The following is a 14,430-nucleotide window of genomic DNA, read 5'->3' as shown; positions in this document are numbered from 1 at the left end:
TCTCTCCCTTAGCGAATGTTAATCAGCGCATCAAAAATGGCGTTCGCCGTCTGCAAAACCTGCGCATTCGCCAGGTAATACTGTTGAAAACGTTGCAGGTTGCCGTACTCTTCGTCGAGGTTGACGCCGGAAATAGATTGCTGCTGATTAGAAAGCTGCGTCACCACATTACCCTGCGTAGTACTGCTGGTTTTCAAGGTAGCGGTTTTATTACCGATGTCGCTGACCAACGAGGCATAGGCGTCGTTAAAGGATTTCGCCCCGCCCACCGTTTTACTGTTGCTTTGCAAATCCAGCAGCGCCTGACCATTGCGGTTGTCGCTCTCACCAGCCGTTTTATCACTCGCCATGGCGATTTCTGCTTCATCGGTGATTAAAACATCCATGTTGACGATGGCATCGCTTACCGGTTTCAGCGTAAAGCTGTCGTTAGCGTCTGGTGTGCCAGTAAACGTCAACTCCAGACCATCAAACGTGACTTTACCGTCAGCATCAGGCGTCACCGTAAAAGTGGTATTGCTGGCAAGGCGGGTGACCTGCCACTGATCGTTGCTAAAGGAGATTTTGTAATCTGTCGCCAGCACGGCGGAGCCATCGGTCACGGTGGCGCTAATCGCGCTGTTACCCTGGTTTTTAGTATTCTCCAGTACAGCCGGCTTCCCGACGGCAAAGAAATCCTGGCCTTCCTTACCATTGGCATCAAATCCCTTGTTATGTTGGGTATTGAAAGCCTCGGCAAATGCCAGCGCCAGTTGCCCGAGCGTATTGCGCGTCTGGTCAAGATCCTGAGAACGGAATGTCAGAATGCCGCCCAGCGACCCGGTATTCAGTAACTTCTCCGGGATCTCAATATTGCCTGCTGTCCCATCAACATAAGCGACAGTGGTACGAGAAGGATCGGCGCTGGACGGTACTGCCGCAAGCTGGCGCGCCGTGCTACCTTGTACCAGCGAGTAACCATTGGCCATCGTGATGTTATAAGTGCCGCCATCCTGAACGCTGACTTCTACACCAACAATCTGGTTTAATTCACTAACCAGTTGATCGCGTTGATCCAGGAGATCGTTGGGTGACGCCCCTGCCCCTACACCTGTCAGGCGTGAGATTTGATCGTTCAGGCTGGCGATTTGTTTAGCGTAATTGTTGATCTGGTCAACACTTGCACCTATCGCGATATTGACCTGTTTGTCCTGGTCGCGCAGATACTGATCGGTGGTTTTAAACTGATTCACCAGCCCTTCTGATTTACCAATCAGCGCCTGACGTGCTGCTGGATCTTCCGCGTTGCTGACCAGCGTTTGCAGACTGGTGAAGAAGTCCTGCATCTGTGTTGCCAGCGACGTGGTGCTACCAGAGAGCATATTGTCGATTTTCGACATCTGTTCATAGCGGGAAGTCAGGCCGCTACTCTGGGTCTGCGCCGCACGTAACTGGTTGGTAATAAAGGCGTCGTACTCACGCTGCACGCCAGAAACGTAGACGCCATTGCCAACCCAGCCGCCTGCACCCAAAGTGCTATTGGCCTGCGCCATAATGGTCGTTTGACGGGTATATCCGGCAACGTTATAGCTGGAAATATTATTACTCGCCGTATTTAACGCCGCCTGAGCCGCGTTAAGTCCGCTCATGGCGTTATTGATCAAGCTGGACATGGAGGTTCCTTATAAGCTTTCAATTACAGAGCATTATCGGCAGACACCCGCCGGACTTGAGTTGTTCAGAACAGATTATCGATACTCATGTTGTAGGTTTTACTCACCTTGTCGCTTACCGATTTCATCTGTTGAATCATATTGGTGAGTTTGCGGGCATAGTGAGGATCGGTAGCATAGCCCGCGTCCTGTAATGCCTGCGCCCCCTGCTCGGCGCTTGCGGCGGTCGTCACGGCAGCGTAACGCGGATTACGCGTTAACAGTCCAACATAATCCGACAATGCTTCAAGATAAGAGCTGTAAACCCGAAACTTCGCCTTCACTTTTTTCGCTTCGCCGTTTTCATATTCGGTGGTGGTAATTTCAGTCACCGGTCCTTTCCAGTTGCCGGAGGCTTTGACGCCAAACAGGTTATAGCTTGGTTCACCATTTTCACGACGAATTTGCCGTTGACCCCAGCCTGATTCCAGCGCAGCCTGGGCGAGGATCAGATGATGTGGCACACCACTTTGCTGGCTTGCCAGTTGGGCGGGCAATGAGAGTTGGGCAAGGAATGTTTTACTGTCGCCAGGCAGCGAATCATCGTAGTTGCGTGGCACGGCTTTTTGCACCAGCTGCGTAATCGTCTGATTTTGATAACGCACCACGGTTTCGAGCGGGAATTTCATCGGTGCCGCTGGCGTCGCTTCATCTGGCAGTGGTTGTTCTGGCGTCATCTGTTTAACCATCATCTCCGCCAGTCCCAGACCTTTTCCCGCCGTCATCTGTTGGGCAATCTGCTGGTCATACATACTGGTGTAGAGGCGAGTGTGCTCGCTGCTGAACAGCCCCTCTTTCGGTAGGGCTTCACGCATACTTTTCAGCATCATCTGCACGAACATCCCTTCCACCTGGCGGGCAACCGGGCGAATATTTGCCGCAGGATCTTCGCCCGCTTTCGCTTTCAGATCGTTAAGCGATTGCGCATCCCAGGCGGCACTCGCCAGTAGTTTGCTGTCGCTAATCATCAGATGATTTCCAGTTTTGCCCGCAGACATCCCGCGCTTTGCATTGATTGCAGTATGGACATCAGATCCATCGGCGTAGCGCCCAGCGCATTGAGCGCGCGCACCACGTTATTGAGGCTGGCGCTGGAACGTACGCTTTGCAGCGAACCACCGCTCTGGCGTAAGTCGATCTGGGTTTGTGGCGTTACCACGGTCTGCCCGCCACCAAACGGTGTGTCTGGTTGGCTCACGTTAGCCTGACGATTTACCGTAACCGAGAGATTCCCCTGCGCTACCGCGCAACTGTCCAGCGTCACTTCACGGTTCATCACCACTGAACCAGTACGCGAGTTAATAATCACTTTGGCGTCCTGCGGGATGACATTAACCTGCATATTCTGGATTTCGGCAAGGAAACGCACCTGGGAACTGTTGCCACTCGGCACGCGCACCTGAATGGTTCGCGCATCTAACGCCGTAGCGTTACCGTATCCACGTGTGCGGTTGATGGTATCGGCAATTTCCTGCGCCATGGTGAAATCTTCCTCATTGAGCTGCAAATTGAGGGTATTGCCAGCGCCAAACTGGCTGGGCAATTCGCGCTCAATAATCGCACCATTAGTGATCCGTCCGCCGTTCAGTTGGTTAACCTGGACACTGCTGCCTCCCGCCGATGCGCCCGCGCCGCCAACCAGAATGTTGCCCTGCGCCAGCGCATACACCTGGCTATCAACGCCCTTAAGCGGGGTCATTAACAACGTGCCGCCACGCAAACTTTTGGCGTTCCCCATAGAGGAAACCACCACGTCAATGGTTTGCCCCTGGCGACCAAATGGCGGAAGCGACGCCGTCACCATTACCGCAGCCACGTTTTTGAGTTGCATATTGGTACCAGTCGGAACGGTAATTCCCAACTGCGAGAGCATGTTATTAAGCGTTTGAGTGGTAAACGGCGTCTGGGTCGTCTGGTCGCCTGTACCATCCAGGCCAACGACCAGGCCATAACCGATCAGCGAGTTTTGCCGTACGCCCTGAACGCTGGTGAGATCGCGAATACGGTCGGCCTGCGCCACCGTCGCAACCAGCAGAAGAATGAACGCAGAGAGAAATTTAATCACCACAGCCTCACTTACATTGGCGACAGGTTAAGGAAGAAACGCTGTAACCAGCCCATATTTTGCGCTTCGTTAATGTAGCCGTTACCCACGTACTCAATGCGCGCATCCGCCACCTGAGTAGACGGTACGGTATTGCTGCCGCTGATGGTGCGTGGATTGACCACGCCGGAGAAGCGAATAAATTCGGTGCCCTGATTAATGGCGATCTGTTTTTCGCCCACTACATGCAGGTTACCGTTGACCAGTACCTGATCGACCGTCACTGTTAATGTGCCGCTAAAGGTATTGCTGGCATTAGCACCGCCTTTGCCGTTGAAACTATTGCCGCCAGAGGCATCGACATCGGCGCGGGCGTTACCAAACAGTCCCTGCAAATAGCGTGGCACGGTATCAAAACCGAAGCTGGTTTTGCCATCGCGGCTGGCATTAGCGGAGGAACTCTTGCTGGCGCTGACGTTCTCCTGCAACACAATGGTCAGCGTGTCACCAATATTGCGCGGCCGGCGATCTTCAAACAGCGGTTGATAGCCATAGTTGATCGGCTGGGCAGACTGAAAAATAGAACCGTTGGCAACGGGCGTCGGTCCGGGAACCGGCTGTGCACTGGTCGCCCCCTGTACCAGCGGCGTGGATGGTATCCAGGCACAGCCGGATAGTGAAAGCACCAACAAGCTGGAAATGGCGTAAGTGTGCACAGCGTTTTTTTGCATGGCTATCATCTTCAAAAATCAGTAAACCGGTGAACCTGCCACCGGTTATGCCTTAGAGTTGCGTCAGTTTTTGCAGCATCTGATCGGTGGTGGATACCGCTTTACTGTTGATTTCGTAAGCGCGTTGCACCTGAATCATATTGACCAGTTCTTCCGCCACGTTGACGTTAGACGTTTCAACATACCCTTGATACAACAGCCCTGCACCGTTCAGGCCTGGCGTGCTTTCATTCGGCGCGCCGGAGGATTGCGTTTCGGTGTAGAGGTTTTCACCAATACTCTCCAGCCCGGTGTCGTTCATAAAGGTAGTGAGATTGAGTTGCCCAACCTGAACCGGAGCGGCCTGACCTTGCTGGGTAACGCTTACCACGCCATCACGACCAATGGTGATACTTAACGCATTCGCCGGAATGGTGATTGCTGGCTGCACCTGAAAGCCACCGGCCGTCACCAGTTGCCCGTTCTGATCCACCTGGAAAGAGCCGTCACGGGTATAGGCTGATGAACCATCCGGCAGCATGACCTGAAAAAAACCCTGCCCTTTGATGGCAACATCTTTGCTGTTATTGGTTTGCGACAGATTGCCCTGACTGTGTAAACGCTCAGTGGCGACCGGACGCACACCGGTGCCAATTTGCAACCCGGATGGTAAGGTAGTTTGTTCGGAAGACTGTGCGCCAGGCTGGCGAATAGTTTGATAAAGCAGATCTTCAAACACCGCCCGCTGGCGCTTAAAACCGTTGGTGCTGACGTTTGCCAGGTTGTTGGCAATAACGTCCATATTGGTTTGCTGGGCGTCGAGACCCGTTTTAGCGATCCATAATGAACTGATCATAAAATGTCCTGTGGTGGATTGCTGACAAGCAGAGCAAAAGCACGCGGCGGTGCGAATTTCCCCTCTCCCTAACCCTCTCCCCAAAGGGGCGAGGGAACAGTCCGCGCGCTTTTATTGCAATGTCATCAATCGTTCAATTAACTCATCGACAGCAGTTGGTTGGCACGGCCTGCGTTATCATCGACGCTGCTGATCACCTTCATCTGCATTTCAAAACGCCGCGCACTGGCAATCATGTCGCTCATTGCCGCAACGGCATTGACGTTACTGCCTTCCAGTACGCCCGACATCACGCGCAACGTCGGGTCCGTCTGCAGCACCGTGCCACGCGTTGCCTGGCTTTCCGCACTTAAACGAAAAATACCGTCATCACCACGCAGTACTTCACTGCCCGTGGCTTTCACCAGTTTCAGACGACCCACTGGCGCGACGGTATTTGCCGGATCGCCGGGATTCAGCGCCGAAATAGTGCCATCGGCGGCAATAGTGATTTCTGCCCCTTCCGGCACAGCAATTGGCCCCGCTTCGCCAATCACCGGATGCCCCTGAATAGTCAGTTGCCCGGTGGGATCAACCTGAATGCTGCCATTACGCGTATACCCTTCGCTGCCGTCAGTAGTCTGCACGGCCAGCCAGCCGTCCTGCTGTAATGCAACGTCCAGCGGGCGCGAGGTGTAATCCATCTTGCCGGGTGTCATGTCTGCACCCGGCGTTGACGCCGTTACCAACGTGCGCGTGGGCAGAGAAAGCCCTTCCACCGGCACTGCGCGCAAGGCGTTTAACTGCGCGCGAAAACCGGGCGTAGAGGCATTGGCCAGATTACTGGCGGTTACCGCCTGTTGATTCAGCGTCTGGCTGGCGGCGCCCATTGCGGTATAGATTGCGTGATCCATTGAGCTATCCCGTCAGCGATTAGCGTAAGTTAACCAGCGTGTTAAGGATCTGATCCTGGGTTTTGATGGTCTGGGCGTTAGACTGATAGTTACGCTGGGCGACAATCATATTGACCAGTTCTTTGCTGAGATCGACGTTGGACGCTTCCAGCGCGCCGTTGGTCAGACTGCCAAAATTACCCGTTCCGGCAGTGCCCAGCAGCGCCACGCCAGAAGATTGTGTCGCAGACCAGACGTTATCGCCTTCGGATGCCAGACCTTCGTTGTTAGCGAAGTTCGCCAGTACAATCTGCCCTAGCAACTGGGTTTGTTCGTTGGAATAGTTACCGACTACCGTGCCGTCATCGTTGATTTGATAGCTCACCAAATCGCCAGGTTTGTAGCCATCCTGGGTGGTTGCCACAATGTTGTTCGCGCCGGTGTTTTGCTGCATAGAATTGAGGAAACTTAACGAGAATGAGGCAGGATCTGCGCCGTTAATTGCGCCAGTGGTAATGTTCGCTGTCCCCCCCGAAGTCAATATGCCATTGGCATTAAACGCTAGCGTCGTTGCGTGGTTCGCTGTGCCTGTTGGATCACTGCTGTCCTGGGTGTAAACATCCCAGTTATTATCCCCGGTCTTCACAAAAAAGACGTTCATGTCGTGAGCATTGCCCTGACTATCGAAAACAGTCACCGAGCCTTTTTTGTTATAGCTATCCGCATTACTGGCATCGAAGGTAGTCACTGACGGAAGCGGATCACTGGAGTTCAGGTTGATCTGCATCGACGCCGTGGTGGTGGTTTTTGCCGCCATCAGGGTATTTGGAATCGAAATATTGGTCGGATTCGCCCCTTGCTGAATGGTCGGTGGCGTACCGGTTGCCGGATAGCCCGTCAATTGCAAACCTTGCATATTCACCAGGTTGCGGTTTTCATCGAGTTTGAATTGCCCGTTACGGCTGTAAAACACCGAGCCGTTGCTGTCTACCAGGCGAAAAAAACCGTTCTGGCTGATAGCAACGTCAAGACCACGTCCGGTATTGGTGGTCGTGCCATCGGTAAAATCCTGGGTGATACCGGCAACTTTTACCCCCAGTCCCACTTTAGAACCCGCGAACATATCAGCAAATGAAGCCGTGCCGGATTTAAAGCCATAGGTGGCGGAGTTGGCGATATTGTTGCCAATGACATCGAGGTTGGTGGCGGCAGCGTTTAATCCGCTTACCGCTTGAGAAAAGGCCATGACTGACTCCTGAAATGTGAAGGCTTAGATTATCTGCCGTACTTCGTCGAGCGTGGTGGTGCCGTAAGTACCAAGATCCAGCGTGTTCCCGTTGTTGCCGCGAATCACGCCCTGCACCAGAGCAAACTGCAGCGGTTGAGCCACTAACTGCGAACCACCGTTACTGGCGCTAATCGCCACGTTATAAGAACCATTTGGAGCGGTTGTGCCGTCAGTTAACGTGCCGTCCCAGGTGAAACTGTGGACGCCGGCGGTCAGTTCACCGATATCAATAGTGCGCACAACCGCGCCGTTTTTATCAGTGATAGTGGCAGTGACTTTATCTGCCGCCTGTTGCAGTTCAACACCGAACGGTGTGGTCGTGGTTACCGCGCCTTCTTCACTGCCGGTTCCGGCAAGAATGGTGGTGCCGGGGATCATCACACCATGACCAATCAGGTTACTGGCCTGTAGCGACTGACTGTTGTCTATCTGCCCGGAAATCGAACCGAGCGTTGTATTGAGTTTTTCAATCCCGCTGACCGTGCTGATTTGCGCCAGTTGCGACGTCAGCTCGTTGTTTTCCATTGGATTGGTCGGATCCTGGTTTTTCAGCTGTGCCACCAGCAAAGTCAGAAAACTGCTTTGTAAATCTGCGGCGTTGCTGCCCGTGATCGAACTACTGCTGGTAGTGCTGACGCCGGTATTTATCGGATCGGTGGTGGTTACCGCAATGGACATGGCTTTCTCCTTTATTGACCGAGCGTGAGGGTTTTCAGCATCATGCTTTTCACCGTGTTGAGCACTTCCACGTTGGCCTGATAGCTGCGCGACGCCGACATGGTGTTAACCATTTCCCCGACAACATCAACGTTTGGCATTTTCACGTAGCCCTTCGCGTCCGCCAGAGGATTACCCGGCTCATAAACCAGTTTGTCCGGAGCCTGACTTTCAATAACATCGGCAACCTTTACGCCGCCCGTTGCAGCGCCTGGCGCGGCATTCACCTGGAACACCACCTGTTTTGCCCGATACGGCTGTCCATCGGGACCGGTCACGCTATCAGCATTCGCCAGATTACTGGCCGCCACGTTCAGACGCTGGGACTGAGCAGTTAACGCCGATCCGGCGATATCAAAAATATTCAGCAGTGCCATCCGTTAATTTCCGCTCTGTAAAACGTTCATCATGCCTTTGATTTGCCCGCTCAACGCACTAAGGCTCATCTGGTATTGCAGGCTGTTATCGGCAAACTGGGTACGTTCGCGATCCATATCGACGGTATTACCGTCCAGCGAAGGCTGGTCCGGAATACGGTATTGCAGTTCTGCGGTAGGAGGCGTCAGCGCCTGCGCCGGAATGTGTTGCGTTGAGGTCATAGTCAGGGCGACCACGCTGGTTTCATCCCGTCCACGCTGCATCACTTTTTTAAGTTCGCTGGCAAAATCTATATCGCGCGCCTGATAACCAGGGGTATCGGCATTGGCGATGTTTGCCGCCAGCACTTCCTGACGCTGGGCGCGCAGATTGAGCGCCTCTTGTTGAAAACGTAAGGCGGCATCGAGCTTGTCGAGCATATCTCCTCCGCAGGTATCAAAATTCTGCCGTCAGCTTAAAGGCTTTACGCGCGCGTTATCGGCGGAATAAACGCAAAATGGGTCGCTATTTATGCCGTTGATGGTCACAGCGCGCGGGTACAATTTGGCCCGTAGAAATGGCTGGAGGCGAAAATGCTGGCAATGAAGCGTTGTATGGCGATCATCGCGATACTGTTCAGTCCGCTGAGTGCGGCTGGCGATCTCACATCACAATTGCAAACCTTTTTTGCCGCACAACTGGCAGGGTTGAGTGATGAAGTCCGGGTCTCTATTCGTACTGCGCCCCATTTACTGCCTCCGTGTGAACAGCCGTTGCTGTCGATGACCAGCAATTCTCGCCTGTGGGGCAATGTGAATGTGCTGGCGCGCTGCGGCAACGACAAACGATATTTGCAGGTTAATGTGCAGGCCACGGGAAATTATGTGGTTGCTGCGATGCCCGTTGTGCGGGGAGGAAAGCTGGAATCTGGCAGTGTCAAACTAAAGCGCGGACGGCTGGATACCTTACCGCCGCGTACTGTGCTGGATGTCAATCAACTTGTTGATGCCGTCAGCCTGCGCGATCTGGCGCCCGAACAGCCTGTACAGCTAACCATGCTGCGCCAGGCCTGGCGAGTCAAAGCCGGTCAACGCGTCAATGTGATTGCCAGCGGCGAGGGATTCAGCGCCAATGCTGAAGGTCAGGCACTGAACAATGCCGCCGTCGCGCAAAATGCTCGTGTCCGCATGGTGTCGGGTCAGGTGGTCAGTGGCGTGGTGGATGCTGATGGGAATATTCTTATAAACCTGTAAGCTATTAAAGATTGACCGACTATTGCCGATAAATAAGCAACAAATGATAAAAGCGCCCTCAATGAGGAATAAACCATGAGTATTGACCGCACTTCACCTCTGAAGCCCGTAAGCACCGTTCAGCCACGCGAAAACACTGACGCGCCGGTAGCCAATACCCGCTCGACTAAAACGACCGCAGCCACCAGCACCAGCGTCACGTTAAGCGATGCGCAGGCAAAACTGATGCAACCAGGCAGCAGTGATATCAATCTTGAACGCGTAGAAGCGTTGAGACAGGCGATTCGTAACGGCGAGCTAAAAATGGATATCGGCAAAATTGCCGACGCACTGATCAGCGAAGTACAACAAGACTTACTGAGTAAATAGGCTTATGACGCGTCTTGCAGAGATCCTCGACCAGATGTCCGCAGTGCTTAACGAGCTTAAAATGGTGATGGATCAAGAGCAACAACATCTCTCTATGGGGCAGATCAACGGCAGCCAGTTGCAATGGATTACAGAACAAAAAAGCTCACTGCTGGCAACGCTGGATTACCTTGAGCAGTTACGTCGGCAAACACTGGATACTGCAAACAGCGACGATATCGCGCAGCGTTGGCGGGAAATTACCGTGAAAACGCAGAAACTGCGCCAGTTAAATCAACATAACGGCTGGTTACTGGAAGGACAGATTGAGCGCAATCAACAGGCGCTGGAGATGCTGAAACCGCATCAGGAACCGACGCTGTACGGGGCTAACGGTCAAACCTCAACGTCCTATCGCGGCAGTAAAAAGATATCTATCTGAAGATTTTCTCCGGCCTGCAATGCAGGCCGGAACGCATTATTACACCGTCCGACGGGCAAACTCTTTAACTTTGAAGCCCAGCACCGCCAGCGCGGCAAAGTATGCCGCGATCCCCGCGACAACAACCGCCATCAAGCGTAGTAAGCGCCAGGGCATAGTGCCCAATGACCACTCTGGCATGATGTGTAACATGCCTAACAGCACGCCAGACATCACCAATACGGCTACCAACAAACGCAGCAGAAACGCAGTCCAGCCGGGCTGCGGGGTGAAGATTTTCTGCTTACGCAACTGCCAGTACAGCAACGAAGCATTCAGACAAGCCGCCAGACCAATGGAAAGCGACAATCCGGCATGTTTCAAAGGGCCGATAAACGCCAGGTTCATCAATTGCGTCAGGATCAGCGTGACGATGGCTATTTTTACCGGTGTTTTAATGTCCTGTCGGGAATAAAAGCCCGGAGCCAGCACTTTCACCACAATCAGGCCAATCAAACCCACCGAGTAAGCAATTAACGCCCGCTGGGTCATCAGCGCATCAAAGGCGGTAAATTTACCGTATTGAAACAGTGAAACGGTCAACGGCCCGGAAAGGATACCCAGCGCCACCGCGCTTGGCAGCGCCAGCAAGAAACAAAGACGCAGCCCCCAGTCCATCAAGCGGTTGTATTCATCGTGATTGCCGCTGGCAAAACTTTTCGACAGCGATGGTAGCAAAATGGTGCCAAGCGCCACGCCCAGTACGCCAGACGGGAACTCCATTAAACGGTCAGCGTAATACATCCAGGAGACTGAACCGGATGCCAAAAACGAAGCAAAAATGGTGTTGATGATCAAGGAGATCTGACTGACAGAGACGCCAAGAATCGCCGGTCCCATCTGTTTCACCACGCGCATCGCACCCGCATCGTGGAAGTTAATGCGTGGCAAAACCAACATGCCTATCTTCTTGAGGTGCGGTAGCTGATAAACCAGTTGCAGGATACCGCCCACCGTTACAGCCCACGCCAGCGCCAGCACCGGCGGATTAAAGTACGGCGCGGCAAACAGCGCAAAACCAATCATGCTGATGTTAAGTAACGTCGGGGCAAATGCCGGAATCGAAAAACGGTTCCAGGTATTGAGAATCGCCCCCACCAGCGACGCCAGGGAGATCAGCAAAATATAGGGAAAAGTAATCTGTAATAGCTGGGTAGTCAGGGCAAATTTGTCGGCAGTATCAGCAAAGCCCGGCGCGGTCACCATGATTACCCACGGCGCGGCGAGCATCCCGGCAACCGTCACAACCGCCAGCGCGAGAGTCAGCAGACCAGAAACATAAGAGACAAAGACCCGCGTGGCGTCTTCACCCTGCTTGCTTTTATATTCCGCCAGAATTGGTACAAACGCCTGGGAAAATGCCCCTTCGGCAAAGATACGGCGCAACAAGTTAGGCAGTTTAAAAGCGACAAAAAAGGCGTCGGTTGCCATCCCTGCGCCAAAGATTCTGGCGACAATTGCGTCACGTGCGAAGCCAAGCACACGCGAAAACATGGTCATCGAGCTGACGGCGGCCAGCGATTTTAATAAATTCATCGGTGTTCTAATCCAGACCCACGGGCAAAACGCCTGCAAGGCAGGCGCTGAAAGAGGCGAATAGTCTACCTGGATTATGGTGAATTGCTACCGCCAGATGTTACAGGGTTTATTCACTCATAGCGTCGCGCCAGATCTTGTCAACGATGCGCTGCGCCAGCACAGCCTGTTCACCGGCGGTTTGCGGAACTGTCTGATTTTGCACGCATTCAATGAAGTGACGTGCGCAACCAACAAATCCACGCTGTTCAAGGGTACTCTGCCAGCCTGGAATCGGTTTATGCACTACCCCCTGCCCGCGCTCCTCACGCCATTCACGCATATCCGTAATGTCGATGAGCGCACCGTCAGTCACGGCCTGCACGGCTTCACGCTGACTTCCGGCACGGCGATGCATACTGGTAGTAATCTGCAAAGAACCCGCAGAAAAATGGTGCTCGGCAAACAGCATTTCGCCAGCATCGTTAGTCAGTAACGTGCCGCCATCCAGGGAGGCTTTGCCGCCAGACAACCACAGCGCGGTATCCACCACATGCAGATAATCATCCAGCAACGTGAAATAAAGATCGTGCGGGCCGACGCTATTGCTACGATGCTTATCCATTCTTAGCGAGGCCGCCGTAGCGAGTTGCGTTTTTAACTCACAGTAGAGCGGTGCGAAACGGCGGTTAAAACCGACCATCAGGGTGAGTTTTTTCCGTGCTGCCAGTTCCACCAGCCGCTCGGCATCACGCAGATTTTCCGCTAGCGGTTTATCGACACAAACATGCACCCCCGCATTTAACAGCGCACTGACAACCTCAAAGTGGCTGGCAGTGCTTGAATGCACGAAAACTGCATCGCAACTGGCGGCGAGGCTGGATAACGAATCAGCGTAGGGAATGCGCCAGCTTTCACAAACTGGCAGAGCTTTCTCACGCGTTGGCGACCACGCGCCTTGTAACGTCCAGTCTGATGCTGCCGCCAGCACCGGTAACCACGCTTTTTGCGCGATGCCGCCTAATCCCACTACGCCGATACGTAATTTTTTCACTTTAATCTCCCAGATGGGCCAGCAATGAATCAAGACGCTGTTTCAGTTCTGACACTTCGATTTCCAGTGCTTCGACACGAGCCTGTAAATCGCCGTCAACCGCGTTCGACGGCTCCGTTAACACCGGCTGATCCTCAACCTCACCGCTGAAAAGATGCATATAGCGGCTTTCACGTTTACCCGGTTCGCGAGCCAGGCGAACCACAAAAGGACCGTCTTCACGATTAGCCAGTTGTTCCAGCGTGGACTCCACTTCCGCCATATCGCTAAATTCATACATCCGCGCCGCGCGGCTGCGCAATTCGCCTGGCGTCTGGGCACCGCGTAACAGCAAAGTGGTTATCAACGCCACTTCTGCGGCGCTCAGTTTTAGATCGCCAAATTCTGAATTACAAAAGCGTTGCTCATATTTGGTGACCCGATTACCAAAACCGCTCACCGTGCGTAAATAATGACGTTTGACCAGATTATCCAGCTGCTCCTGCACCTCGGATTCACTCAGATTCATTACCGGTTCACGGTTCGTTTTCTGATTACAGGCCGTTACTACACCATTTACAGAAAGCGGATATTGCTCCGGCGTTGTCACCTGTTTTTCCAGCAAGCAGCCAATCACGCGGGCTTCCAGTGCAGTAAGTTGATATTTCATGAGATTCTCCTTAGCGGCCGGGCGTCCAGTCTGGGGTGGTTAATGCCGTCAGTACGTGATCGCGCCATTGTCCATCAATCAACAGATAGTCTTTCGCATAGCCTTCTTTTTCAAAACCCAGTCGCGCCAGTAAATCACCGCTGCGTTTATTGTGCGGCATATAGTTGGCCATAATGCGATGAATATGTTGGGTGCGCTGCATATAACGAATGGCGGCGGTCAGGGCTTCAAACATTAGCCCTTTGCCCTGCCATTTTTGCCCAATTGAATAACCGAGATAGCAGGCATGAAAAGATCCTCGCACCACATTAGAAAAATTGGCAACGCCAATAATCTCTTTCTCATCCGGGTCGAACAACCCAAAATAGAATGCAGAACCTTGTTTATGAAATTCATTAATCATGCTTAACCTGGCCTGCCAGCCTGAAGGATAACAGTGGCTTTCGTCGCGCACTGGCTCCCAGGGCTTGAGGAAATGGCGATTCTCTGCGTAATAGTCCGCCAGCCGCCAGGCATCACGATCATGCACCAGACGCACGACCAGTCGGTCCGTGGTTAAGCGCACTTTTGGCACGTTACTGCGATAGCCAAACAT

17 protein-coding genes are annotated in these 14,430 nt (G+C 53.2%); 3 read left to right on the top strand and 14 right to left on the bottom strand.

Translation table 11 applies throughout. The features are described 5' to 3' along the window. Positions 1-8: 8 nt before the first annotated feature. The 10 genes from flgK to flgB form a co-directional block, all read right to left on the bottom strand. Positions 9-1,652 (bottom strand): flagellar hook-associated protein FlgK, encoded by a 1,644-nt coding sequence (gene flgK, locus HEN21_RS12370; RefSeq protein ID WP_016158061.1) that lies wholly within the window; start codon positions 1,650-1,652, stop codon positions 9-11. Positions 1,653-1,717: 65 nt separating this feature from the next. Further along, positions 1,718-2,659 carry a flagellar assembly peptidoglycan hydrolase FlgJ gene (gene flgJ, locus HEN21_RS12365; RefSeq protein WP_176252524.1) on the bottom strand — a complete coding sequence of 314 codons (942 nt, stop codon included), beginning with the start codon at positions 2,657-2,659 and terminating at the stop codon, positions 1,718-1,720. Continuing rightward, positions 2,659-3,756: a flagellar basal body P-ring protein FlgI gene (gene flgI, locus HEN21_RS12360; protein ID WP_176252525.1), complete on the bottom strand. Its 1,098-nt coding sequence runs from the start codon at positions 3,754-3,756 to the stop codon at positions 2,659-2,661. The genes flgJ and flgI overlap by 1 nt, the downstream gene beginning before the upstream one ends. 11 nt (positions 3,757-3,767) lie before the next feature. Then, positions 3,768-4,466, bottom strand: coding sequence for a flagellar basal body L-ring protein FlgH (gene flgH / locus HEN21_RS12355; RefSeq protein ID WP_010351791.1), 699 nt, complete (start codon positions 4,464-4,466; stop codon positions 3,768-3,770). Between the two features lie 52 nt (positions 4,467-4,518). Beyond that, positions 4,519-5,301, bottom strand: coding sequence for a flagellar basal-body rod protein FlgG (gene flgG / locus HEN21_RS12350; RefSeq protein WP_000625837.1), 783 nt, complete (start codon positions 5,299-5,301; stop codon positions 4,519-4,521). A gap of 137 nt (positions 5,302-5,438) precedes the next feature. Further along, positions 5,439-6,194, bottom strand: coding sequence for a flagellar basal-body rod protein FlgF (gene flgF, locus HEN21_RS12345; RefSeq protein ID WP_000349337.1), 756 nt, complete (start codon positions 6,192-6,194; stop codon positions 5,439-5,441). Between the two features lie 19 nt (positions 6,195-6,213). Next, a complete protein-coding gene (gene flgE, locus HEN21_RS12340) occupies positions 6,214-7,419 on the bottom strand; it encodes a flagellar hook protein FlgE (RefSeq protein ID WP_000885863.1) in 1,206 nt (401 codons plus the stop codon). Positions 7,420-7,443: 24 nt separating this feature from the next. After that, a complete protein-coding gene (flgD, locus tag HEN21_RS12335; RefSeq protein ID WP_176252526.1) occupies positions 7,444-8,139 on the bottom strand; it encodes a flagellar hook assembly protein FlgD in 696 nt (231 codons plus the stop codon). Between the two features lie 11 nt (positions 8,140-8,150). Next, positions 8,151-8,555 (bottom strand): flagellar basal body rod protein FlgC, encoded by a 405-nt coding sequence (gene flgC, locus HEN21_RS12330; RefSeq protein WP_001196460.1) that lies wholly within the window; start codon positions 8,553-8,555, stop codon positions 8,151-8,153. Positions 8,556-8,558: 3 nt separating this feature from the next. Continuing rightward, the gene (gene flgB, locus HEN21_RS12325) at positions 8,559-8,975 is read right to left on the bottom strand and encodes a flagellar basal body rod protein FlgB (protein ID WP_000884707.1); all 417 of its coding nucleotides are present in this window, start codon (positions 8,973-8,975) and stop codon (positions 8,559-8,561) included. Between the two features lie 153 nt (positions 8,976-9,128). Between flgB and flgA the strand changes: the two genes are divergently transcribed. From flgA to flgN, 3 genes are all read left to right on the top strand, one after another. After that, positions 9,129-9,788: a flagellar basal body P-ring formation chaperone FlgA gene (flgA, locus tag HEN21_RS12320; protein WP_000880636.1), complete on the top strand. Its 660-nt coding sequence runs from the start codon at positions 9,129-9,131 to the stop codon at positions 9,786-9,788. A gap of 75 nt (positions 9,789-9,863) precedes the next feature. Further along, a complete protein-coding gene (gene flgM / locus HEN21_RS12315; RefSeq protein WP_000020871.1) occupies positions 9,864-10,157 on the top strand; it encodes a flagellar biosynthesis anti-sigma factor FlgM in 294 nt (97 codons plus the stop codon). A 4-nt stretch (positions 10,158-10,161) separates the two neighbouring features. Then, complete coding sequence (flgN, locus tag HEN21_RS12310; protein ID WP_105284895.1) at positions 10,162-10,578, top strand: flagella biosynthesis chaperone FlgN; 417 nt, start codon at positions 10,162-10,164, stop codon at positions 10,576-10,578. Positions 10,579-10,617: 39 nt separating this feature from the next. Here the strand turns inward: flgN and murJ are convergent, their stop codons facing one another. The 4 genes from murJ to rimJ form a co-directional block, all read right to left on the bottom strand. Then, positions 10,618-12,153: a murein biosynthesis integral membrane protein MurJ gene (gene murJ / locus HEN21_RS12305; protein ID WP_001050689.1), complete on the bottom strand. Its 1,536-nt coding sequence runs from the start codon at positions 12,151-12,153 to the stop codon at positions 10,618-10,620. 109 nt (positions 12,154-12,262) lie between these two features. Then, positions 12,263-13,186, bottom strand: a complete 924-nt coding sequence (locus HEN21_RS12300) for a Gfo/Idh/MocA family protein (RefSeq protein WP_000736172.1) — start codon at positions 13,184-13,186, stop codon at positions 12,263-12,265. Between the two features lies 1 nt (position 13,187). After that, a complete protein-coding gene (locus HEN21_RS12295; RefSeq protein ID WP_105287135.1) occupies positions 13,188-13,835 on the bottom strand; it encodes a YceH family protein in 648 nt (215 codons plus the stop codon). Positions 13,836-13,845: 10 nt separating this feature from the next. Then, a complete protein-coding gene (gene rimJ / locus HEN21_RS12290) occupies positions 13,846-14,430 on the bottom strand; it encodes a ribosomal protein S5-alanine N-acetyltransferase (protein ID WP_000468197.1) in 585 nt (194 codons plus the stop codon).

Origin of the sequence: Escherichia sp. 93.1518, assembly GCF_013368915.2 — a bacterium.
Lineage (GTDB): Bacteria > Pseudomonadota > Gammaproteobacteria > Enterobacterales > Enterobacteriaceae > Escherichia > Escherichia ruysiae.
This window is presented reverse-complemented; position numbering and strand designations above follow the sequence as displayed.